The organism is Serratia sp. CY38905 (genome assembly GCF_052168875.1).
GTDB classification, from domain to species: domain Bacteria; phylum Pseudomonadota; class Gammaproteobacteria; order Enterobacterales; family Enterobacteriaceae; genus Serratia; species Serratia sarumanii.
This window is the reverse complement of record NZ_JBJNLV010000002.1, coordinates 447,368-467,948: the sequence shown is the minus strand read 5'-3', so window position 1 is coordinate 467,948 and position 20,581 is coordinate 447,368. Positions and strand designations below refer to the sequence as shown.

Genomic DNA, 20,581 nt, shown 5'->3' with positions numbered 1-20,581 from the left:
TGCGCCGCAAGCGCCTTTATTGTCCTTGCCGGGGATCGGTCACCCGTCCGTTTCTGGTGAATAAGCTTTTCAGCCCGCTCTTCTGCCGCAACACATTAAAACAGCCTCGAATCATGCTCCTCTTTGCCCAGGTAAAACTCGGCGGCAGACGGCGTTTTAACAGGATTTTAACGCTGCCGAGGGGAAACGCCATTGTCAACATGGCTGTTAAATAAAATGAAACTTTTTGATCACATTCAAGCTTCTGAAAAATAGATAAAAAGGGTTTTTATGCGCTTTACATGCATAAATTATGCATGTGCTCGCTCACTGCCGACAAAAAGTAATTAACTATTCATTTACCGCCCTGCAGGCGGCGAAAAACCGCCCGCTGGCCCGATGAGCGGGGGGCTAACAACCGGCATAATTAGTGGTAAATTTAGCGTCGCAAAGTGTTATGCGCTTGCTAATCCACGGTTAAACGAAATAAATACCTCTAATATATAAAGGTTGGTTATGGAAAAGCTATCCTACGCTTCAGACAGCAGCACCACCGCTTGGGCTACATATCTGCAACAAATCGATCGCGTCGCCCCTTACCTCGGCGAGCTGTCACGCTGGGTTGATACGCTGCGTCACCCTAAGCGCGCTTTGATTGTCGATATCCCGCTGCAGATGGACGATGGCACCATCCGTCACTTCGAAGGTTTCCGCGTACAGCACAACCTGTCGCGTGGGCCGGGCAAAGGCGGTATCCGCTTCCACCCTGACGTCGATCTGAACGAAGTGATGGCCCTGTCCGCCTGGATGACCATCAAGTGTGCCGCGGTCAACCTGCCGTACGGCGGCGCCAAGGGCGGTATCCGCGTCGACCCGTTCAAACTGTCTGAAGGCGAACTGGAGCGACTGACCCGCCGCTACACCAGCGAAATCGGCTTCATCATCGGGCCACAGAAAGACATCCCTGCGCCGGACGTCGGCACCAACGCCAAAGTGATGGCCTGGATGATGGACACCTACTCCATGAACCACGGCACCACCATCACCGGCGTGGTCACCGGCAAGCCAATCCACCTCGGCGGCTCCCTGGGCCGTGAGAAAGCGACCGGCCGCGGCGTGTTCGTCACCGGCAGTGAAGTGGCCAAGCGTCTGGGCGTGCAGATCGAAGGCGCCAAAGTGGCGGTGCAAGGCTTCGGTAACGTGGGCAGCGAAGCGGCTCGCCTGTTCGTTGGCGTCGGCGCGCGCGTCGTCACCATCCAGGACCACTCCGCCACCCTGTTTAACGCCGACGGCATCGACCTGGCCGCGCTGACCGAATACCAGGCCAAGCACAAGCAGATCGCCGGCTTCCCTGGCGCCAGCGAGATCGAAAGCGAAGCGTTCTGGTCGGTCGACATGGACATCCTGATCCCTGCGGCGCTGGAAGGCCAAATCACCCGTGAGCGCGCCGAGATCCTCAGCGCCAAACTGGTGCTGGAAGGCGCTAACGGCCCGACCTTCCCAGAGGCGGACGACATTCTGCGCTCCCGTAACATCACCGTGGTTCCGGACGTTATCTGTAACGCCGGCGGCGTAACGGTCAGTTACTTCGAGTGGGTGCAGGACATGGCGAGCTATTTCTGGAGCGAGTCCGAGATCAACGAGCGTATGGACAAGATCATGACCGACGCCATGGTCCACGTCTGGAACAAGGCCGCAGAGAAAGAGTGCAGCCTGCGCACCGCCGCTTATATCGTGGCCTGTGAGCGCATCCTGACCGCACGTAAAGAGCGCGGCATCTACCCAGGTTGATGCCCGTATCCCGGCCTGCCCGCCCCGGCAGGCCGGGTTTTCCTCAGCGCAAACAGCGCTTCAACACCTTACCGGTGCTGGTCATCGGCAAACGCTCGACGAACTCGACGATGCGCGGATACTTGTACGCCGCCAGCCGTTCCCGGCTCCAGGCGATCAGCGTTTCTTCCTCGATCGGCTCCTCCGTCTCTTTCAACACCACCACCGCTTTGATCTCTTCTCCCAGCGACGGATGTTCGACGCCGATCACCGCCACCAACGACACCGCCGGGTGGCGAATCAGCGCCTCTTCAATCTCGCGCGGGTAGACGTTGAACCCGCCGCGAATGATCATGTCCTTGGCCCGATCGACGATGAAATAGAAGCCGTCGGCGTCGCGGCGCGCCAGATCGCCGGTGCGGAACCAGCCGTTTTCCAGCACCTCCGCCGTCGCCTCGGGGCGATTCAGATAGCCTTTCATGATGTTGTAGCCGCGCACCGCGATCTCCCCCACCTGATCGACAGCGTCGACCGGCTGCCCGGTGGCGTCGAGCAGGCGCACCTCCACGCCCCAGATCGGTTGGCCGATGGAGCCGGGTTTGGTTACCCGATGGGGATGGTTAAAGGTGGCGACCGGGCTGGTCTCAGAGAGCCCATACCCTTCGAGAATGTTGACGCCGAAGCGGCGCGAAAAATCCTCCAGGATCTGCACCGGCAGGCTGGCGCCGCCGGACACCGCCATACGCAGCGTGCTGCGCAAGCTTTCGATATCCGTGTGTTCATCCAGCGCATTCAACAGCGCCCAATACATGGTCGGCACCCCGGCGAAAAAGGTGATGCCGTGCCGCTGCATCAGCGCGATGGCCTGCGCGGCGTCGAAGCGTTCGACCAGCACCAGAGTGGCGGCGGCGGCGAACCCGGCGTTCATCTGCACCGTCGAACCAAAAGTGTGGAATAGCGGCAAGGTGACCAGGTGACGATCGGGGGTCGTCTCCGAACCGTCGAACAGCCGCACCGATCCCAAGGCGTTAAGCACCAGATTGGCGTGGGTCAACTCCGCCCCTTTGGCGCGGCCGGTGGTGCCGCTGGTATACAGCACCACCGCGGTGTCGCTTTCGAGCGTCGCGGCCGAAGCGAATTCGGTAGCCTGTGCGGCTATCGCCGCGCTGAAACGTTCCCCCTCGAGCGGCAACCGATCGCCGATGATAAACACCTCACGGCACTGCTCCGCCTTCGCCGCCGCCCGCAGCGCTTCCTCCCCCAGCGGCAGGCCGCTGCTGCCCTCGAAACAAAACAGCGCCACCGCCGCCGAATCCGCCAGGTAATAGTCGAACTCTGCGCTCTTAAGCAGAATATTGAGCGGCACCACCACCGCGCCGCTTTTAAGAATGCCGTAATAGACAGCCGGAAACTCCGGCCGGTTCGGGCAGGCCAGCGCCACCCGTTCACCGCGCCGCACGCCGCGCGCGGCCAACAGATTCGCCACCCGGTTGGCCATGTCGTTCAGCGCCCGATAGCTGAGCGGTACATCGTCCTGTATCACCGCCGGCCGTTCCGGCCAGGTGCGCGCACTCTCTTCAAGCAAGGTAGCCAGATTCAGCATCGGGGATCCTCCCTGGGATTGAGCGGCGAGAAAAGCGCCGCAGTATCACGAGTATAGATAGGCGCTTCGCAGTTCGCATTCCCAGGGCCGCTGGGCTATACCTTAGGCAATCCCCATCCCGCAGGAGTTGTGATCATGAGCAAGAAAAAGATCCTGATGCTGGTCGGTGACTATGCCGAAGATTACGAAACCATGGTGCCGTTTCAGGCGTTGCAGATGATCGGCCATTGGGTGGACGCCGTGTGCCCCGGCAAAGCCGTCGGCGACTACATCATGACCGCGATCCACGATTTTGACGGCGCGCAAACCTACAGCGAGAAACCCGGCCACCGTTTCACCCTGAACGCCGACTTCGCCACCGCCAAAGAAGAGCACTACGATGCGCTCTTGATCCCCGGCGGCCGGGCGCCGGAATACCTGCGCCTCAATCCCGACGTGATCGCGCTGGTGCAGGCGTTTGACGCTGCGAAAAAGCCGATCGCCGCCGTTTGCCACGGCCCGCAGCTGCTGGCGGCGGCCGGGGTGTTGCAAGGCCGCACCTGCAGCGCCTACCCGGCCTGCGCGCCGGAAGTGCGGCTGGGCGGCGGCCATTATGCGGAGATCGGCATCGATCAGGCGCACGTTGACGGCAATCTGGTCACCGCCCCGGCCTGGCCGGCGCATCCGCAGTGGCTGGCGAAGTTCGCCGAGGTGCTGCAGAAATAGCCGTTCAGGGGATCGCACCAGATAGCGACGACGCGGCATCCCCTTTGCAATAAACCAAAAATCGCTTGACCTTCCCAACGTTGGAAGTCGGATAACGCGGGATGAGCTGCTTCCACGCAGTGAATTCCACTGTCGACTTCGGTAGGAAAGGTCAAATGATGAAAGCCAAAACCATAATCCTGATCGCAGCGGCGATAAACGGCGCTTTCGCCGTTGCCGGCTGCAAAGAAAACCCGTCTTCGGCGACACCTGCGCCGCCTCCCCGTGTTCCTGTGGCTGATGTTTTAGTCCGCCCGATAACGCCCTTTGCCGAATTCACCGGTTCGCTGGCCGCGGTCAAGCACGTTGAGTTGCGGCCTCGGGTCGCCGGTTATGTGCTGGCGGTAAATGTGCCGGAAGGTCGCCTGATAGAAAAAGGCCACCCGCTCTTTCTCATCGATCCGCGGCCATTTCAAGCCGCGCTGAACGAGGCGACGGCGCGTTTGCAAGAAGCGGAAGCCGCCTCAACGCTAGCCCAGGCCGACTATGTGCGAGCTAAGACGTTGTTCAATAAAAACGTTATCGCCCGCGATCGGTTTGATTCGGCCACCGCCATGATGAAAGCGAGCAATGCGCAGGTCAACGCAGCGAAAGCGGCGCGGGAGGCGGCAAAGTTGGATCTGGAGTTCACCCGCGTCACCGCGCCGATTGCCGGACGCGTAGGCCAGACGCTCGTCACCGAAGGCAACTATGTCACCGGCGGCGTCACGCCGCTCACCACGCTGGTCTCGGTCGATCCACTCCACGTCTATTTCGATGTGGATGAACGCACCTATTTGCAATCGTTGACCGCGTGGCGCAATAAAACGGCGCCACCTGACATTCGGGTATCGGTGGCGTTGCTTGCAGACAAAACCTATTCCCGGCGCGGGCGCGTCGATTTCCAGTCCAATACCGCCGACCGCACGACGGGAACGGTGCGCCTGCGCGCGGTGATCGATAACCCGGATGGGCGACTGTCACCTGGGTTGTTCGCCAGAGTCAAGCTGGAAACCGGCGCGCCGCAGGCCAAGATCCTGATCGCCGACCAATCGATTGGCACCGATCAAAACCGGCGCTATGTCCTGGTCGTCGATGAGAATGACAAAACCGAATACCGCCCCGTTGAACTTGGCCCGGTCGTTGAAGGACTGCGCGTGATAGAGCACGGCCTGCGGCCGGGAGAACGCATCGTCGTGAAAGGGCTGGTGCGCCCCGGCATGTCAATCACGCCGCAGCCCGCCGAGATTGACGGCGCGCCTATCGAGCAATTGAACGCTGCGGGAGACGCGACATGACTTTCCCTCGTTTCTTCATTAAACGCCCGATCTTCGCCATCGTGCTCTCGATCTTGACGCTGATCGCCGGCACCGTGGCGTTATTCCAGTTGCCGCTCAGCGAATACCCTGCGGTTACGCCGCCTACCGTACAAGTGACGGCGTCTTATCCCGGCGCCAACCCGAAAGTGATCGCGGAAACGGTGGCCGCACCGCTTGAGCAAGCCATCACCGGCGTCGAAGGCATGCTTTACATGTCTTCACAGGCGGCGACCGACGGCCGAATGACGTTGACCGTCACCTTTGCCCAGGGAACAAATGCCGACATGGCGCAGATCCAGGTGCAAAATCGGGTAGCGCGCGCGTTACCCCGCTTGCCTGCAGAGGTACAGCACCAGGGCGTAGTGACGCAGAAAACCTCACCGGACATCCTGATGGTGGTGCATCTCCTGTCGCCTGACCAACGCTACGATCCGCTTTATATCTCAAATTACGCTTATCTGCAGGTTCGTGATGAACTGTCCCGCATTCCGGGCGTCAGCGATGTCCAGGTCTGGGGAGCCGGCGAATACAGCATGCGGCTCTGGCTGGATCCGGATCTGATCGCCGCGCGCGGGCTAACCGCCGGCGATGTGATCGCTGCGGTGCGCGAGCAAAACGTTCAGGTGGCGGCCGGTTCCGTCGGTCAGGCGCCCGATTCCAATGCCGCATTTCAGGTTACGGTCAATACCCTCGGCCGTCTGGCCGATGAGAAACAGTTTGGCGATATCATCATCCGCACCGGCAGCGACGGCCGGGTGACCCGCCTGCGCGACGTCGCCCGTATAGAAATGGGCGCCGATGCGTATGCGCTGCGCAGCCTGCTCGACGGCGAGCCGGCCGTCGCGCTGCAAATCATTCAGAGCCCGGGCGCCAACGCGCTGGACGTCGCTCAGGCGGTCAGAGCGACCGTCAAGCGCCTGGAGGGCAACTTTCCTGCCGGACTCAGTTCACGGATCGCCTACGATCCCACGGTTTTCGTGCGGGCATCGCTCGAGTCGGTTGTGACGACCCTGCTGGAAGCGATCCTGCTGGTGGTGATCGTGGTAGTGGTGTTCCTGCGCAGCTGGCGAGCCTCGCTGATTCCGCTGCTCGCGGTGCCGGTTTCGCTGGTCGGCACGTTCGCCATCATGTACTTGATGGGCTTCTCTCTCAATACGCTGTCCCTGTTCGGTTTGGTATTGTCTATCGGTATCGTCGTCGATGACGCGATCGTGGTGGTGGAAAACGTCGAACGACACATCGAAAACGGCAAAACGCCGCAGCAAGCCGCGCGACTCGCCATGAATGAAGTCACCGGCCCGATCGTCGCCATCACCTCGGTGCTGGCCGCGGTTTTCGTTCCAACAGCGTTCCTGAGCGGTTTACAGGGCGAGTTTTACCGGCAGTTCGCACTGACCATCGCCATTTCAACCCTGCTGTCGGCGCTCAATTCGCTTACGCTCAGCCCGGCGCTGGCGGGCATGTTGCTGCGGCCTCATCCGGCGAAACCTCGCGCTCCCGGCCGCATTGGGCGCGTCTTGCAAGCCGCTGTCCGGCCTTTCCAACGCGCGCCGGACGCGTATGCCAATGCCGTGCGTAAAACGGTGCGCGTCCGCGGGATGGCGCTGGCTATTTACGGCGGGCTGCTCGTTCTGACGTTTTTCAGCTTCCAGGCCGTTCCGCCGGGCTTCGTGCCAATGCAGGATAAGTACTATCTGGTGGGCATCGCCCAACTGCCCAATTCGGCCTCGCTGGATCGCACCGATGCGGTCGTTAAACAGATGTCGAAGATCGCGCTGGCGGAACCCGGGGTGGAAAGCGTCGTGGCCTTTCCGGGGCTGTCGATTAACGGCTTCGTCAATGTGCCGAACGCCGCCGTGATGTTCGTCATGCTCGATCCGTTTAAAGATCGCGCCACGCCCGATCTGGCTGCCTCCGCCATAGCCGGTCGGCTGCAGGCGAAATTCGCCGACATTCCCGATGGTTTCCTCGGCGTATTTCCGCCACCGCCCGTTCCCGGTCTCGGCGCTACCGGCGGATTCAAGATGCAGGTGGAGGATCGCAGCGGCGCGGGGCTCGAGTCCCTGGTTGAGCACACGCGGATCCTGATGATGAAAGCCACCGAATCGGGCCAGGTCGCCGGTCTGATGACCAGTCTGGATATCAACGCACCGCAGCTCGATGTGGTTATCGACCGCACTCAGGCGCAAAGTCAGGGCGTCAGCCTGGCGGATGTGTTCGAGTCGCTGCAAATCTACCTCGGCTCGCTTTACATCAACGATTTCAACCGATTCGGCCGCACCTACAAAGTCACCGCTCAGGCCGATGCCGCCCATCGCATGCAGGCCGAAGCTATCGGCCGGCTGCAGGTGCGCAACGCGGCCGGCGACATGCTGCCGCTGTCTTCCTTTGTCACCGTTACGCCCGGCTCCGGTCCGGATCGCATCATTCGTTACAACGGCTATCCATCGGCTGATATTTCGGGCGGTGCGGCGATGGGCGTCAGTTCCGGTCAGGCGGCTGCATTGATGGAGCGCTTGGCGAAAGAGACGCTGCCGGAAGGCATGACCGTCGAATGGACCGATCTCACCTATCAGCAAAAGCTCGCGGGCGACGCGGCGCTGTTCATTTTTCCGCTGTGCGTGCTGCTCGCCTATCTCATTCTGGCCACGCAATACAACAGCTGGCTACTGCCTTTGGCCGTGCTGCTGATCGTGCCGATGTGTCTGTTGAGCGCCATGATTGGTGTCTGGCTGCTGGGCGGCGACAACAACGTTTTCGTGCAAATAGGCCTCATTGTGCTGGTCGGCCTGGCCGCCAAAAACGCCATTCTGATCGTCGAGTTCGCCCGCAGCCTGGAGGATGAAGGCGCCAACGCGCTCGAGGCGGTGATTAAGGCCTGCCGGCTGCGATTAAGACCGATAGTGATGACTTCAATCGCGTTTATCGCCGGCGTCATTCCATTGATCTTTGCCAGCGGTGCGGGGGCGGAAATGCGCCATGCCATGGGGGTGGCGGTCTTCGCCGGCATGCTGGGCGTGACCTTGTTCGGCCTGTTCCTGACGCCGGTCTTTTATGTCGTGATTCGCGGCCTGGCGACCCGATTCGAGCAATATCGTGCCAAAGCCAAAGCCAGCCGTAAGGAGCGAGTCTGATGAAAAATCTTCGTAGAACCTTGTTATTGCCGCTGAGCGCGCTCGCCTTGCTAACCGGATGTGCGGCGGTGGGCCCCGATTACTCGCCGCCCGTCGCCCGTCACCCTGCCGGCTTCGGCCAACCACCGGCGGGGCTGAGTGCCGGAAATGTCGAACTCGCCTGGTGGCGCCTCTTTGACGATCCTGCTCTCACGGATTTGGTTCAGCGCGCGTTGGCGGCGAACCATGATGTCGGCATCGCCGTCGCCCGAGTAGACGAAGCCAGAGCCCTGTTGCGTGAACAACGGCAGGATTTCCTGCCGCGCGCCGGTGCCGCGCTGAGTTATGAGACGCGTCGACTGGGTGAAGCGGAGAAGCTGGCCGCCCAGCCACGCCATACGCAAACCTATCGCGGTGCGATTGATTCGACATGGGAAATCGATCTCTTCGGGCACGTTCGGCGCTCGATTGAGGCCGCTCAGGCGCTGGCGGGAAGCCGCGAAGCGTTGCTGCGTGGCGTTCAGGCGGGCGTCGCTGCGGAAGTGGCCGCCACCTGGCTAGAACTGCGAGGTTTAGACGCCGAACTTAAGATGGTCGCCGAAATTAGCCACAGCCAGCGTGAAAGTTTGGTGCTGGTAAAAAAACAAATGAGCGCCGGCGCCGCCAGCGAATTCGACCGATTGCGCGCCGAGGCGCTATTGCGCAACGTCGAAGCGGCGACGCCAGAGCTGGAACGCCGCCGAGCCGCCGCCGTCAACGCATTGGCGACGCTGCTTGGCGAAATGCCCCAGACATTCCGCCCCCCTTCCGCCAAATGGGGAAGCCAGCCGCCAGTGCTGCGGACGATCGCCGTGGGCACGCCCGGCGCCCTGCTCGCCCGGCGCGCCGACATTGTGGCGGCTGAACGGGAACTTGCGGCAGCCACCGCCATGATTGGCGTGGAAACGGCGGCGCTCTACCCGCGCATCGAAGCGCGAGGTTCGATCGGGCTGGTCGCCGGCAACCTCGATGCGCTGACTGGCGCCGGTGCGTTCTCCGGTGTGATCAGCCCAGTGATTCGCTGGGCATTTCTCGATATCGGGCGCGTACGCGCCCGGATCGCCGCCAGCGAGGCGCGAACACAACAGGCACTGTTGATTTACGAGCGGACGGTGCTGAGCGCGCTGCGCGAAACGGACGATGCTTTCAAAACCTATGCTGAGGCGGTCAGCACGTTGGATCTGCGGTTACTTGAGGCGGCGGCGAATCGCGAAGCGGCCCGGCTCGCCCAGACGCGTTTTGCCGCGGGCGAAGGCATTTATCTGGAGGTGCTCGAGGCAGAACGGGCCGACTTCGCCAGCCGGCGCGCATTGACGCAGGCCGGCACGCGTCAGCGGCTTGCCGTGGTGGGCATCTACAAAGCGCTCGGCGGCGGCTGGGAGACGTGCGCGGCGGCAAAAAATGATTGCCGCGGCGCGACCGGTTCGTTCATGACGGCAAAAATCGGCGATGAACCTTGACCTTCCCCCGATGGGAAGCTCTAGCCTTGCTGATACCAGCCACTCCTTTAAGGGCACATAACATGAATTCATCCAATGCCAACTTCCCCCAGCCTTCGTCCGTGCGTCTGAGTCTGCCGGTTGAAGGCATGACCTGCGCCTCCTGCGTCGGTCGCGTCGAGCGGGCCTTGACGGCGGTTCCCGGCGTGCAGGCGGCAACGGTCAATCTCGCCACCGAACGCGCCGACATCACGTTTACCGGCCAGGCGAATCCGCAGGCGGCAGCCCGCGCCATCGAAGGCGCCGGCTATACCGTGCGAGAAGAAACCACTGAGCTGGCGATCGAAAATATGACCTGCGCCTCCTGTGTCGGGCGGGTGGAGAAAGCGTTGAGCCAGGTCGCCGGCGTTACCGAAGCCAATGTCAATCTGGCGACCGAACGCGCGCGGGTGCGCTATCTGGCCGGCACCGTATCCCTGGAAGACCTCGCCGCTGCCGTCACCCGCGCCGGTTATACGCCTCGCCGCCTGACGGCGGATAGCCCCAGCGCGGACGACCAGGCCGCCGAACGGCGCGAAAATGAGTCACGCGCGTTGCGGCGCGCCCTGTTCGGCGCCGCCCTGTTCACCCTGCCGGTATTCCTGTTGGAAATGGGGTCGCACCTCATTCCCGCCATACATGAGTGGGTCATGGAGGGGTTGGGCGTGCAGACAAGCTGGTATATCCAGTTTGTCCTCACCACCTTGGTCTTATTTGGCCCCGGCCTGCGCTTCTTCCGCAAAGGCGTTCCTGCGCTGCTGCGCGGCGCCCCCGACATGAACTCGCTGGTTGCGGTCGGCACGGCGGCGGCCTACGGTTATTCGCTGGTCGCCACTTTCGCCCCCGGGGTGTTACCGCAGGGCACCGCCAACGTCTATTTCGAAGCCGCCGCCGTGATCGTCACGCTGATCCTGCTCGGACGCGTGCTGGAGGCGCGCGCCAAGGGGCGCACCTCACAGGCCATCAAACGGCTCGTCGGCCTTCAACCCAAGGTCGCACGCGTTGAACGGCATGGCGAAACGGTTGAAATCCCTCTCGAACAGGTGGTTGCCGGTGATGTGGTCTTCGTCCGGCCGGGGGAGAAAATCGCGGTGGATGGCGAAGTTCTGGAAGGCGCGTCTTATGTCGATGAAAGCATGATCACCGGTGAACCGGTGCCGGTCGAGAAAACCGTGGGGGCCGATGTGGTCGGCGGAACCATCAACAAAACCGGCGCGTTCAGTTTCCGGGCGACAAAAGTCGGCGCGAATACCGTCCTGGCGCAAATCATTCGATTGGTGGAGGAAGCGCAGGGTTCCAAACTGCCGATTCAGGCGTTGGTCGATAAGGTGACGATGTGGTTTGTTCCGGCCGTCATGGCGGCGGCGGTACTGACCTTTCTGGTTTGGCTGTTCTTCGGGCCGTCGCCCGCGCTGACCTTCGCGCTGGTGAATGCGGTCGCCGTGTTGATTATTGCCTGCCCTTGCGCCATGGGTCTGGCGACGCCAACCTCTATCATGGTCGGCACCGGGCGCGCCGCCGAGCTGGGCGTGCTGTTTCGCAAGGGCGAAGCGTTGCAGGCCCTGCGCGATGTAGGCGTTATCGCCCTCGACAAAACCGGCACGCTGACCAAAGGCCGCCCCGAGTTGACCGATCTGGTGCCCGCTGACGGTTTCGAATACCACGAAGTACTGGCCTTGGTCGCTGCGGTCGAGACACGATCCGAACACCCCATCGCCGAAGCTATCGTCGCGGCGGCAAGAGAGCAGAATCTTACGCTCGCCGCTGTCGACAGTTTCGACGCCACACCCGGTTTCGGCGTAACGGCGCGCATCGGCCAACGCCGGATCTCCGTTGGCGCAGATCGCTTCATGATCAGGCTCGGGCTTGATGTGACACCTTTTCAGCCCGTCGCCGAGCGCCTCGGCGCCCAGGGGAAAAGCCCGCTTTATGCCGCCATTGATGACCGTTTGGCTGCGGTGATCGCGGTTGCCGATCCGATTAAGGAAACAACGCCGGAAGCTATCGCTGCGCTGCATGCGCTTGGGCTCAAGGTTGCGATGATCACCGGCGACAATGCCGCGACGGCGGCGGCGATCGCCCGGCAATTGGGGATTGACGAAGTCGCGGCCGAAGTGCTTCCCGAAGGCAAGGTGGCGGCGTTGAAATCCTTCCGCAACAGCGGCGCAAAAGTCGCCTTCGTCGGCGACGGCATCAACGATGCGCCGGCACTGGCGGAGGCGGACGTTGGGCTGGCTATCGGTACAGGCACCGATGTGGCGATAGAAGCGGCCGATGTGGTGCTGATGTCGGGCGACCTGCGCGGCGTAGCCAACGCCATTGCGCTCAGTCAGGCGACGATCCGCAACATCAAGCAGAACCTGTTTTGGGCCTTCGCCTATAACGCCGTCCTGATCCCAGTGGCAGCCGGCGCGCTTTATCCCCTGAACGGCACGCTGCTTTCGCCTATTTTCGCCGCAGCCGCGATGGCGCTTTCCAGCGTTTTCGTCCTTGGCAATGCGCTGCGGCTCAAACGTTTCCAGGCGCCGATGGCCGTCGAGAGCCGCGCTGAAGCGGCGGCGGCAACCGCGCCACCCGGCGGAATATCGGCATCATCGTAACAGGAGGACAGGATGAACATCGGACAAGCAGCCCGGTTATCCGGCGTTTCGGCGAAGATGATTCGCTATTACGAGCAAATAGGCCTGATCCCGAGAGCGGCTCGCTCCGATGCGGGATACCGCCACTACGGCATGTCGGACGTGCATGGCCTGCGTTTTATCCGGCGCTCACGCGACCTGGGTTTTTCCGTTGAGCAGATATCTGCGTTGCTGATGCTGTGGCACGACCGCGAACGCGCCAGCGCCGATGTTAAAGCCGTAGCGCTATCCCATATCGCCGTGCTGAAAGCCAAGATTGCGCAACTGCAGACGATGGCGCAAACGCTGGAACGCCTTGCCGGCCATTGCCACGGCAATACGCGCCCCGACTGCCCTATTCTGGCAGGTTTAGCGCAACCGGTGGCGCTCATCGCGCCGCGCCAAACGCCGCATTTCGGGGTGATGCGCGAGCCGAAACCACGACGACCGCGTGAATCGCCATAAAAAGAGTTTGACCCTGTCACGCTGGCAAGCTTTACCGTTATCAAACACCGTAATCGACGAGGAGAGTAAAAATGATTCGTTTTCATATTCCAGCCATGACCTGCGGCGGCTGCGCCAGTTCCGTCACCCGGGCGTTGTTGAACGTTGACCCGCAGGCGCGTATTCAAACCGATCCGGCCAGGCGGGAAGTGCTCATCGAGAGTGCGTTGCACAGCGCTGCCTTCGGCGCCGCGCTGGACGAAGCCGGTTTTCCTCCGGCCGAGCCGGATTAAGCGGCGCATCAGGCCTGGCGCAACTGTTCGATAAGAAAGTGGATATCGTACAGCCAGCGTTTGGCGCGCGCGGAACGCACCAGCATCGACACGCACAGCGGCCGGGGGTGTTCTTTGCAGGCGGAGGGGGAAAACCAGCGGCCGGTGTTGGTCGGCGGCTGGAAATACAGCTCGTGGTTATAGTTGCCGCTGTCGACGCCGAAGGTATCGAAGTAGCGGCGCATCAGCGTATTGGAATCGCTGAACGACAGGTTGAGCTCGGTGTTGATCTCGGTTTCCGGGGTGATGACCACGCCCTTCTTCAGCCGCCCTGCTGCGTTGAAGGCGGCGATAAGCGCGATGACCTGTTGCTGAATGTCTTCTGCCATGACGACCTCGAGCCGGTATGAATAAAAGAGGAATGCGGTTCTCTGTCTGACTCTGCCTGCCCCGGCGAGTTCTGGCCGCCGGCCGGGTTTTCCGTTTCTTTACACTTTCCATAAAAAAACCGCGCGCAGCCACACTCCCGGCGCGCGCGGTTGACGGTTAGCGGCTGAGCGTCGTCTTGTCGGCGATGACGCCGTCCCCCTGCCGCTCGGCGGCAACGCCGCCGCCCAACACTTTATACAGGGTGGCCTGATTGTCATACGCGGTCTGCTGCGCGGCGATCAGCGCCTGCTGCGCCGTGTACAGCGTGCGCTGCGCGTCCAGCAGCGTCAGGTAGCTGTCAACGCCCTGGCGGTAACGCAGCTCGGCCAGGCGATAATATTGCTGCGCCGCCGCCACATAGCCGGTCTGCGCCGCCAGCTGCTCCTGCAGCGTGGCCTTGCGCGCCAGCGCGTCGGCGGTTTCCTGAAATGCCGTCTGCACCGCTTTCTCATAGGTGGCGACATACAGGTCTTTCTGCGCCTGGGTGTAGTTCAACTGAGCCGTGTTATAGCCGCCGCTGAAGATCGGCAGGCTGATGCTCGGTGCGAACGACCAGACGCCGGCTCCGTGGCTGAACAACGAGGAGAGTTCACCGCTGCCCACCCCGCCGCTGGCGGTCAGGCTGATCGACGGGAAGAACGCCGCCCGCGCCGAGCCGATATTGGCGTTGGCGGATTTCAGGTTATGCTCGGCCTGCAGCACGTCCGGCCGCTTCAGCAACACTTGCGAAGAGACGCCGGCCGGCAGATCGCGCATGATCCCGCCGAGCGCCTCGATGCCGCTCGGCAGCAGGCTTTCCGGCACGCTTTGCCCCACCGCCAAATCCAGCGCGTTTTTCGCCTGCGCGGCGCTGGTAGCGTAGCTGGCGGCGTCCGATCGCGCCTGCTGATAGACGGTTTCCGCCGACGCCACGTCAACCAGCGACGCAATCCCATGCTGTTGATTGTTGCGCGTGACGTCCAGCGACCGTTTGGCGCTCGCCATCGTCTGCTGGGCCACCGCCAGATTGCTGCGCTCGGCCGCCACCGCCACCCAGTCGGTGACGATATCGGCGATCAGCGTCAGGCGGGTGCTTTTCGCCGCCTCCGAGTTCGCCAGATAGGTTTCGAACGCCGCGCGCGACAGGCTGGCGTTTTTGCCAAACAGATCCAACTCGAATGCGCTGACGCCGGCCGCGGCTTCGTAGCTTTGGCTCAGCGCAGTGGCGTTGCCGCTGCCGGTCAGCGCCCGCCCGCGGCTGCCGTCGGCGGTGGCGTTGATTGTCGGGAACAGCGCCGAACGCTGCTCGCCGTACAGGGCGCGCGCCGACGCGATATTGGCGATCGCCTCGCGCAGATCGCGGCTGCTGTTCAGCCCCAGCGCCACCACCTGGCGCAGCCTGGCGTCCTGGACATAGTCGCGCCAGGCGACGTCCGGGTAGCTCAGCGCCCGGTTGCCGCCGGCCTCGCCCTGCGGCAGGTTGGCGGGCACCGGCGCCGCCGGGCGCTGGTAGTGCGGATCCAGCGACAGACAGCCGGTCAGCAGCAGCGGTAAAGTTAACATCATGACTCGTTGCAACACGTTATTCTCCTGCCTGTGACGGCGGGTTGGCGGGCCGACGGGTAAACATGCGGCGCACCAACACATAAAACAGCGGGACGAAAAAGATGGCCAATGCGGTGGCGGTGATGGTGCCGCCGATGATGCCGGTACCGATGGCGATGCGGCTGTTGGCGCCGGCGCCGCTGGATACCGCCAGCGGCAGCACCCCGGCGGTAAACGCCAGCGAGGTCATCAGGATCGGCCGCAGGCGCATGCGCGCCGCGTGGACCGCCGCGCCAATCAGCGTTTCGCCCCGCTGGTGCATCTCCTCGGCGAACTCGACGATCAAAATGGCGTTCTTCGCCGACAGGCCGATGATGGTGAGCAGCGCCACCTGGAAGTAGATGTCGTTCTCCAGCCCGCGCAGGGTGATCGCCAGCAGCGATCCCACCACGCCCATCGGCACCACCAACATCACCGCGAACGGAATCGACCAGCTCTCATACAGCGCCGCCAGGCACAGGAACACCACGATCAGCGAAATGGCGTACAGCGACGACGCCTGGCCGCTGGTCAGCCGCTCCTGATAGGACAGCCCGCTCCAGGAGTAGCTGCTGCCGGCGGAGAATGTTGCCGCCAACTTCTCCATCTCGCTCATCGCCGTACCGGAGCTGACGCCGGTGGCGCCCTGCCCGGTGATCTCGAACGACGACAGCCCGTTATAGCGCGACAGGTTTTCCGGCCCGAAGATCCAGTGCGAAGACGCGAAGGCGGAGAACGGCGTCATGCTGCTGGCGCCCGACGCGTTGGTGCCGCGCACAAACCAGCGGTCAAGATCTTCCGGCTTGGCGCGGTACTGCACATCGCCCTGCATATAGACTTTTTTCACCCGGTTGCGATCGATAAAGTCGTTGATGTAGGTGCTGCCGAACGCGCTGCTGAGGGTGCTGTTGACGTCGGCGGCGCTCAGGCCGAGCGCCTGCAGTTTGCCGTTGTCGATCTCCACCTGCAGCTGCGGGGTATCCGGCAAGGTGTTGGCGCGCACCGCCAGCAGCGATGGATTGCTGGCGGCCGCGGCAACGATCTGGTCGCGCATCGCCTGCAGCTCGGCGCGGGTGGTCGCCCCTTTGGCCTGCAGCTCGAAGGTGAAGCCGTCGGACTGGCCGAAACCGTCGATCGCCGGCGGGCTCATGGAGAAGACCTGGGCGTCGCGCAGCGTGGCGAAGTGCGCCATGGCGCGTTTGGCGATGGCGTCGGCGGTGTTCTCGCTGCCGCTGCGCTGGCTCCAGTCTTTGAGGCTGACGAACGCCATGCCGGCGTTTTGCCCGCTGCCGCTGAAGCCGAAACCGTTGATGGTAAAAATGGTGCTGACGTTGGCCTTTTCCTGGTCGAGGAAATAGGCGGTCACCGCTTCGCTCACCGCCGAGGTGCGCGCGTTGGTGGCGCCGGCCGGCAAGGTGTACTGCACCATCACCGTGCCCTGATCCTCGTTGGGCAGAAAGCCGGTCGGCAAGCGCAGGTACATCACGGCGGCGGCGATCAACAGCAGGCCGTACAGCAGCAGATAGCGCGTCGGCCGGTGGATCACCCCGCCGACCTTGTCGGCGTACTTCTCCTGCAGCCGGTCATAGCCGCGGTTGAATTTGCCCAGCCAGCCCTTGTCGGTCTGCGCGTCGTGCGCCGGTTTCAGCAGCGTGGCGCACAATGCCGGCGCCAGCGTCAACGCCAGCACCACCGACAGCACCATCGAGGAGACGACGGTGATCGAGAACTGGCGGTAGATCACCCCGGTGGAGCCGCCGAAGAACGCCATCGGCAGAAACACCGCCGACAGCACCAGCGCGATGCCGACCAATGCGCCGGTGATTTCACGCATCGATTTCTCCGTCGCTTCGCGCGGCGGCAGCTTATCCTCGCGCATCACGCGCTCGACGTTTTCCACCACCACGATGGCGTCGTCTACCAACAGCCCGATCGCCAACACCATGCCGAACAGCGTCAGGGTATTGATTGAATAGCCGAACGCCGCCAGCACGCCGAAGGTGCCCAGCAACACTACCGGCACGGTGATGGTCGGGATCAGCGTGGTACGCAGGTTTTGCAGGAACACGAACATCACCACCACCACTAACGCCACCGCTTCGAACAGCGTTTTCACCACCTCCTCGATCGAGATATTGATAAAGTCGGTGCTGTCTTTCGGGTAGGCCACCTTGTAGCCCTGCGGCATCGCGCTTTGGTATTCCGCCACCTTGGCCTTCACCAGCTTGGCGGTGTTGAGGGCGTTGGCGCCCGCCGCCAGCTTGACCGCGATCCCCGCCGCCGGGTGGCCGTTGAGGTGCGCGCTGGCGGAGTAGTCCTCGTTGCCCAGCTCAATCCGCGCCACGTCGCCCAGCCGCACCAGCGCGCCGCTGCTGTCGCTTTTCAGGATGATATTGCGAAACTGTTCCGGCGTTTGCAGCCGCGACTGCGCCTTTACCGTGGCGGTCAGCTGCTGATCGGCGGCGGCCGGCAGATCGCCGACCTTGCCGGCGGACACCTGGGTGTTTTGCGCTTCGATCGCCGTCTGCACGTCGGAAGGCATCAGCGCATAGCTCGCCAGCTTGGTCGGATCCAGCCAGATGCGCATCGCGTATTCCGAGCCGAACACCTGCACGTCCCCCACGCCCTCGATGCGCGACAGCGGATCCTGCAGGTTGCTGACCAGATAGTCGGAGATATCGGCCATCGTCGCCTTGTCGCTTTCGTCATACAGCCCGACGATCAGCAAGAAGCTGCTCTGGGATTTCTTGACCGTCACGCCCTGCGCGGTAACCGCGCTCGGCAAACGGCTTTCCGCCTGCTGCACCTTGTTTTGCACCTGCACCTGAGCGATATCCGGATCGGTGCCCTGATCAAAGGTGACGTTGATGCTGACCGAGCCGCTGGAGCTGCTGGTCGAAGAAAAATACAGCAGGCCGTCCAGGCCGGTGAGCTGCTGCTCAATCACCTGCGTGACGCTGTTTTCCAGCGTTTCCGCGTCCGCGCCCGGGTAGGTGGCGGAGATGGAGATCTGCGGCGGCGAGACGTCCGGGTACTGCGAAACGGGCAACGAATTGATCGACATCAGGCCGCACAGCATGATGATGATGGCGATCACCCAGGCGAATACCGGCCGCCGGATAAAGAACTGCGCCATATCACTGCTCCCCGCGTTGGGTTTTGTCGACCGAAACCTCAACCGGCTTCACCGCGGCGCCGATCGTGACCTTGCTGGTGCCTTCGACGATCAGGCGATCGCCTTCGTTCAGCCCGCTGCCGATCAGCCAATTGCTGCCCACCACCCGTTCGGCGCTGACGGTGCGCTGCGCCACTTTGTTCTGTTCGTCCACCACCAACGCGGTGGCTTCCCCTTTGGCGTTGCGGGTTATGCCCTGCTGCGGCGCCAGAATGGCTTTGGGATCGACGCCGTTAGCCACCGTGGCATGGACATACATACCGGGCAACAATTCATGTTCGGGGTTGGGGAACACCGCGCGCAGCGTGACCGAACCGGTGGCTTCGTCCACCGCGACTTCGGTCAGTTCGAGCTTGCCGGCGTGAGCATAAGGCGTGCCGTCCTCCAGCTTGATGGCGACCGGCGTGACCGCGCCGCGCTGTAACGCCGCCTGCTGGCGCCGCAGTTTAAGCAGCTGGGCGCTGGACTGGGCCAGATCGACATAGATCGGGTCGAGCGCGCGGATGGTGGCCAGCGCATCGCTTTGGCTGGCGGTGACCAGCGCGCCCGGCGTCACCGACGAGATGCCGATGCGGCCGGCGATCGGCGCCCGCACCAGGGTATAAGCGAGGTTGATGCGCGCCGTCTCCAGCGCCGCCTGATATTGGGCCACCGACGCCACGGCCGCCAGATAGGCGGCTTTGGCATCGTCCGCGTCCTGCTGAGAAACGCCGTTCTCTTTCACCAGCGCCGCATAGCGCTGCGATTTGAGCCGGGTGGATTGCACCGTGGCCTGGGCGTTTTTCAGCTGGGCCGCGGCCTGATCGTAGCTGGCCTGATAGCTGGCAGGGTCAATTTGATACAATACCTGCCCGGCCTTGACCTCGGCCCCTTCGGTAAACAACCGCTGCTTGATGATGCCGTCGACCTGCGGCCGCACGTCGGAGGTCATGGTGGCGTTGACCCGGCCGGTCAACTCGCTGCTCAGGGTCACTGACTGGCCGCGCAGCGTGACCACGCCGACCTCCTGTTCTGCGCCCGCGCCGGCTGGCGCACCGGCGTTTTGCCCATCGCAGGCGGCCAACAACAGCGACAGCCCGAGCACCAAAAGCGTTTTCCTCTGCATTGCAATACGATCCCATTGAGAATGACTATTCTCAATATATCGAATGCCGACATTCGCTTCTGAAAGGGTTGCGTAAGGATTCGGTAAAATCTTGTCGAAGTGGGAAACGGTGGAGCAATATCGCTTCAGCGTGGTTTCAGCAAACTGGCGCAGCGGTTTTTAGCCAATGCAATAAAGCGTTCCACTTCAGCCGAGGGCTGCGCCACGTAGGATTTTTAGGGTTTAACCAGCCTGAACACCGTTTTGGTGTGCCAATAGTAGTCGATTGCCGCCGCGATATCCGGCATCCACCCGTCCGGCTCATAGGGCACGAAGCCGGAAAAGCCCAGCCTGCGGGCAGAGACCTGGAACCCCGCGGCGGAGAAAATGCGCGCATAGTCGGCCAGCGACCGATCCTGCACCACGGTATGGGTTTCTGCAGCCACCCGTTCACGCCACTGCGGCCACAGCGGGTTGCCGGTGTGGCAACCGGTCACCGCATAGTAAACGCCGCCCGGCTTCAGCACCCGCAGTATATCGGCAGCATGCTGGGCAATATCGTCGATCAGATAGATGACCTCATGACTGAAGGCGATATCGAAATGGTCGTCCCAGCCGTTCAGCCGCGTATCGGTTTGATAAACCGCCGGCAGATGCCCTTTCAGCCGGTTGGCTTCATCGACGGACCGGCGAGCGATATCAACGCCAAGCCCCTGCTGAAATGGGCGGAGCTGGTACAGCAGGCGTAGAAAACCGCCCTGATTGCAGCCGAAATCCAGCACCTTCACGCCGGACAGTTCGTTTTCCGCCACCAGGCCGATAAGATGGCGCCAGATGGGCGCATGGCCATCGGCCATGGCCTCTTCCGCGCGCTGATCGCGATACCAGGTGGGAATGGTCGAGGGTGAATCGGTCATGATTTTCTCCTTGTGTCAGCGCTAAGCCAACCACAGCCGATCGTGACAAACAACC

The 20,581-nt window shown here is 62.4% G+C and carries 14 protein-coding genes; 8 read left to right on the top strand and 6 right to left on the bottom strand.

What is annotated here, in order from left to right; genetic code table 11:
• Positions 1–495 precede the first annotated feature (495 nt).
• A complete protein-coding gene (locus ACJ8MK_RS08925) occupies positions 496–1,770 on the top strand; it encodes a Glu/Leu/Phe/Val family dehydrogenase (RefSeq protein ID WP_033653137.1) in 1,275 nt (424 codons plus the stop codon).
• Between the two features lie 43 nt (positions 1,771–1,813).
• Here the strand turns inward: ACJ8MK_RS08925 and ACJ8MK_RS08920 are convergent, their stop codons facing one another.
• A complete protein-coding gene (locus ACJ8MK_RS08920; protein WP_103773657.1) occupies positions 1,814–3,352 on the bottom strand; it encodes a long-chain-fatty-acid--CoA ligase in 1,539 nt (512 codons plus the stop codon).
• Between the two features lie 135 nt (positions 3,353–3,487).
• On the opposite strand from ACJ8MK_RS08920, the gene ACJ8MK_RS08915 reads away from it, so the two are divergent.
• The 7 genes from ACJ8MK_RS08915 (at position 3,488) to ACJ8MK_RS08885 (ending at position 13,379) form a co-directional block, all read left to right on the top strand.
• Positions 3,488–4,057: a DJ-1/PfpI family protein gene (locus ACJ8MK_RS08915; protein WP_041035150.1), complete on the top strand. Its 570-nt coding sequence runs from the start codon at positions 3,488–3,490 to the stop codon at positions 4,055–4,057.
• 155 nt (positions 4,058–4,212) lie between these two features.
• Entirely contained in the window at positions 4,213–5,373 is a 1,161-nt protein-coding gene (locus ACJ8MK_RS08910; protein ID WP_269454185.1) for an efflux RND transporter periplasmic adaptor subunit, read from the top strand.
• The gene (locus ACJ8MK_RS08905) at positions 5,370–8,528 is read left to right on the top strand and encodes an efflux RND transporter permease subunit (protein WP_103773656.1); all 3,159 of its coding nucleotides are present in this window, start codon (positions 5,370–5,372) and stop codon (positions 8,526–8,528) included. Before ACJ8MK_RS08910 ends, ACJ8MK_RS08905 begins: the two co-directional genes overlap by 4 nt.
• Positions 8,528–10,006, top strand: coding sequence for an efflux transporter outer membrane subunit (locus ACJ8MK_RS08900; protein WP_161726563.1), 1,479 nt, complete (start codon positions 8,528–8,530; stop codon positions 10,004–10,006). The genes ACJ8MK_RS08905 and ACJ8MK_RS08900 overlap by 1 nt, the downstream gene beginning before the upstream one ends.
• Before the next feature lie 62 nt (positions 10,007–10,068).
• Positions 10,069–12,624 (top strand): heavy metal translocating P-type ATPase, encoded by a 2,556-nt coding sequence (locus ACJ8MK_RS08895; protein WP_442517663.1) that lies wholly within the window; start codon positions 10,069–10,071, stop codon positions 12,622–12,624.
• A 12-nt stretch (positions 12,625–12,636) separates the two neighbouring features.
• Positions 12,637–13,107, top strand: coding sequence for a Cu(I)-responsive transcriptional regulator (gene cueR / locus ACJ8MK_RS08890; protein WP_164039201.1), 471 nt, complete (start codon positions 12,637–12,639; stop codon positions 13,105–13,107).
• Positions 13,108–13,181: 74 nt separating this feature from the next.
• The gene (locus tag ACJ8MK_RS08885; protein ID WP_197838936.1) at positions 13,182–13,379 is read left to right on the top strand and encodes a heavy-metal-associated domain-containing protein; all 198 of its coding nucleotides are present in this window, start codon (positions 13,182–13,184) and stop codon (positions 13,377–13,379) included.
• An 8-nt stretch (positions 13,380–13,387) separates the two neighbouring features.
• Here the strand turns inward: ACJ8MK_RS08885 and ACJ8MK_RS08880 are convergent, their stop codons facing one another.
• From ACJ8MK_RS08880 to ACJ8MK_RS08860, 5 genes are all read right to left on the bottom strand, one after another.
• Positions 13,388–13,747 carry a DUF1493 family protein gene (locus ACJ8MK_RS08880; RefSeq protein ID WP_164039206.1) on the bottom strand — a complete coding sequence of 120 codons (360 nt, stop codon included), beginning with the start codon at positions 13,745–13,747 and terminating at the stop codon, positions 13,388–13,390.
• Between the two features lie 157 nt (positions 13,748–13,904).
• Complete coding sequence (locus tag ACJ8MK_RS08875) at positions 13,905–15,347, bottom strand: efflux transporter outer membrane subunit (protein ID WP_049196928.1); 1,443 nt, start codon at positions 15,345–15,347, stop codon at positions 13,905–13,907.
• A gap of 1 nt (position 15,348) precedes the next feature.
• Positions 15,349–18,486, bottom strand: coding sequence for an efflux RND transporter permease subunit (locus tag ACJ8MK_RS08870; RefSeq protein ID WP_164039209.1), 3,138 nt, complete (start codon positions 18,484–18,486; stop codon positions 15,349–15,351).
• Between the two features lies 1 nt (position 18,487).
• Positions 18,488–19,630: an efflux RND transporter periplasmic adaptor subunit gene (locus ACJ8MK_RS08865; RefSeq protein ID WP_442517662.1), complete on the bottom strand. Its 1,143-nt coding sequence runs from the start codon at positions 19,628–19,630 to the stop codon at positions 18,488–18,490.
• A 215-nt stretch (positions 19,631–19,845) separates the two neighbouring features.
• Positions 19,846–20,526, bottom strand: coding sequence for a class I SAM-dependent methyltransferase (locus ACJ8MK_RS08860; protein WP_442517661.1), 681 nt, complete (start codon positions 20,524–20,526; stop codon positions 19,846–19,848).
• Positions 20,527–20,581 lie beyond the last annotated feature (55 nt).

Coding starts and splice junctions, on each gene's coding strand:
- ACJ8MK_RS08925 (WP_033653137.1), top strand. CDS start 496: ATGGAAAAGCTATCCTACGCTTCAGACAGCAGCACCACCGCTTGGGCT.
- ACJ8MK_RS08920 (WP_103773657.1), bottom strand. CDS start 3,352: ATGCTGAATCTGGCTACCTTGCTTGAAGAGAGTGCGCGCACCTGGCCG.
- ACJ8MK_RS08915 (WP_041035150.1), top strand. CDS start 3,488: ATGAGCAAGAAAAAGATCCTGATGCTGGTCGGTGACTATGCCGAAGAT.
- ACJ8MK_RS08910 (WP_269454185.1), top strand. CDS start 4,213: ATGATGAAAGCCAAAACCATAATCCTGATCGCAGCGGCGATAAACGGC.
- ACJ8MK_RS08905 (WP_103773656.1), top strand. CDS start 5,370: ATGACTTTCCCTCGTTTCTTCATTAAACGCCCGATCTTCGCCATCGTG.
- ACJ8MK_RS08900 (WP_161726563.1), top strand. CDS start 8,528: ATGAAAAATCTTCGTAGAACCTTGTTATTGCCGCTGAGCGCGCTCGCC.
- ACJ8MK_RS08895 (WP_442517663.1), top strand. CDS start 10,069: ATGAATTCATCCAATGCCAACTTCCCCCAGCCTTCGTCCGTGCGTCTG.
- cueR (WP_164039201.1), top strand. CDS start 12,637: ATGAACATCGGACAAGCAGCCCGGTTATCCGGCGTTTCGGCGAAGATG.
- ACJ8MK_RS08880 (WP_164039206.1), bottom strand. CDS start 13,747: ATGGCAGAAGACATTCAGCAACAGGTCATCGCGCTTATCGCCGCCTTC.
- ACJ8MK_RS08870 (WP_164039209.1), bottom strand. CDS start 18,486: ATGGCGCAGTTCTTTATCCGGCGGCCGGTATTCGCCTGGGTGATCGCC.
- ACJ8MK_RS08865 (WP_442517662.1), bottom strand. CDS start 19,630: ATGCAGAGGAAAACGCTTTTGGTGCTCGGGCTGTCGCTGTTGTTGGCC.
- ACJ8MK_RS08860 (WP_442517661.1), bottom strand. CDS start 20,526: ATGACCGATTCACCCTCGACCATTCCCACCTGGTATCGCGATCAGCGC.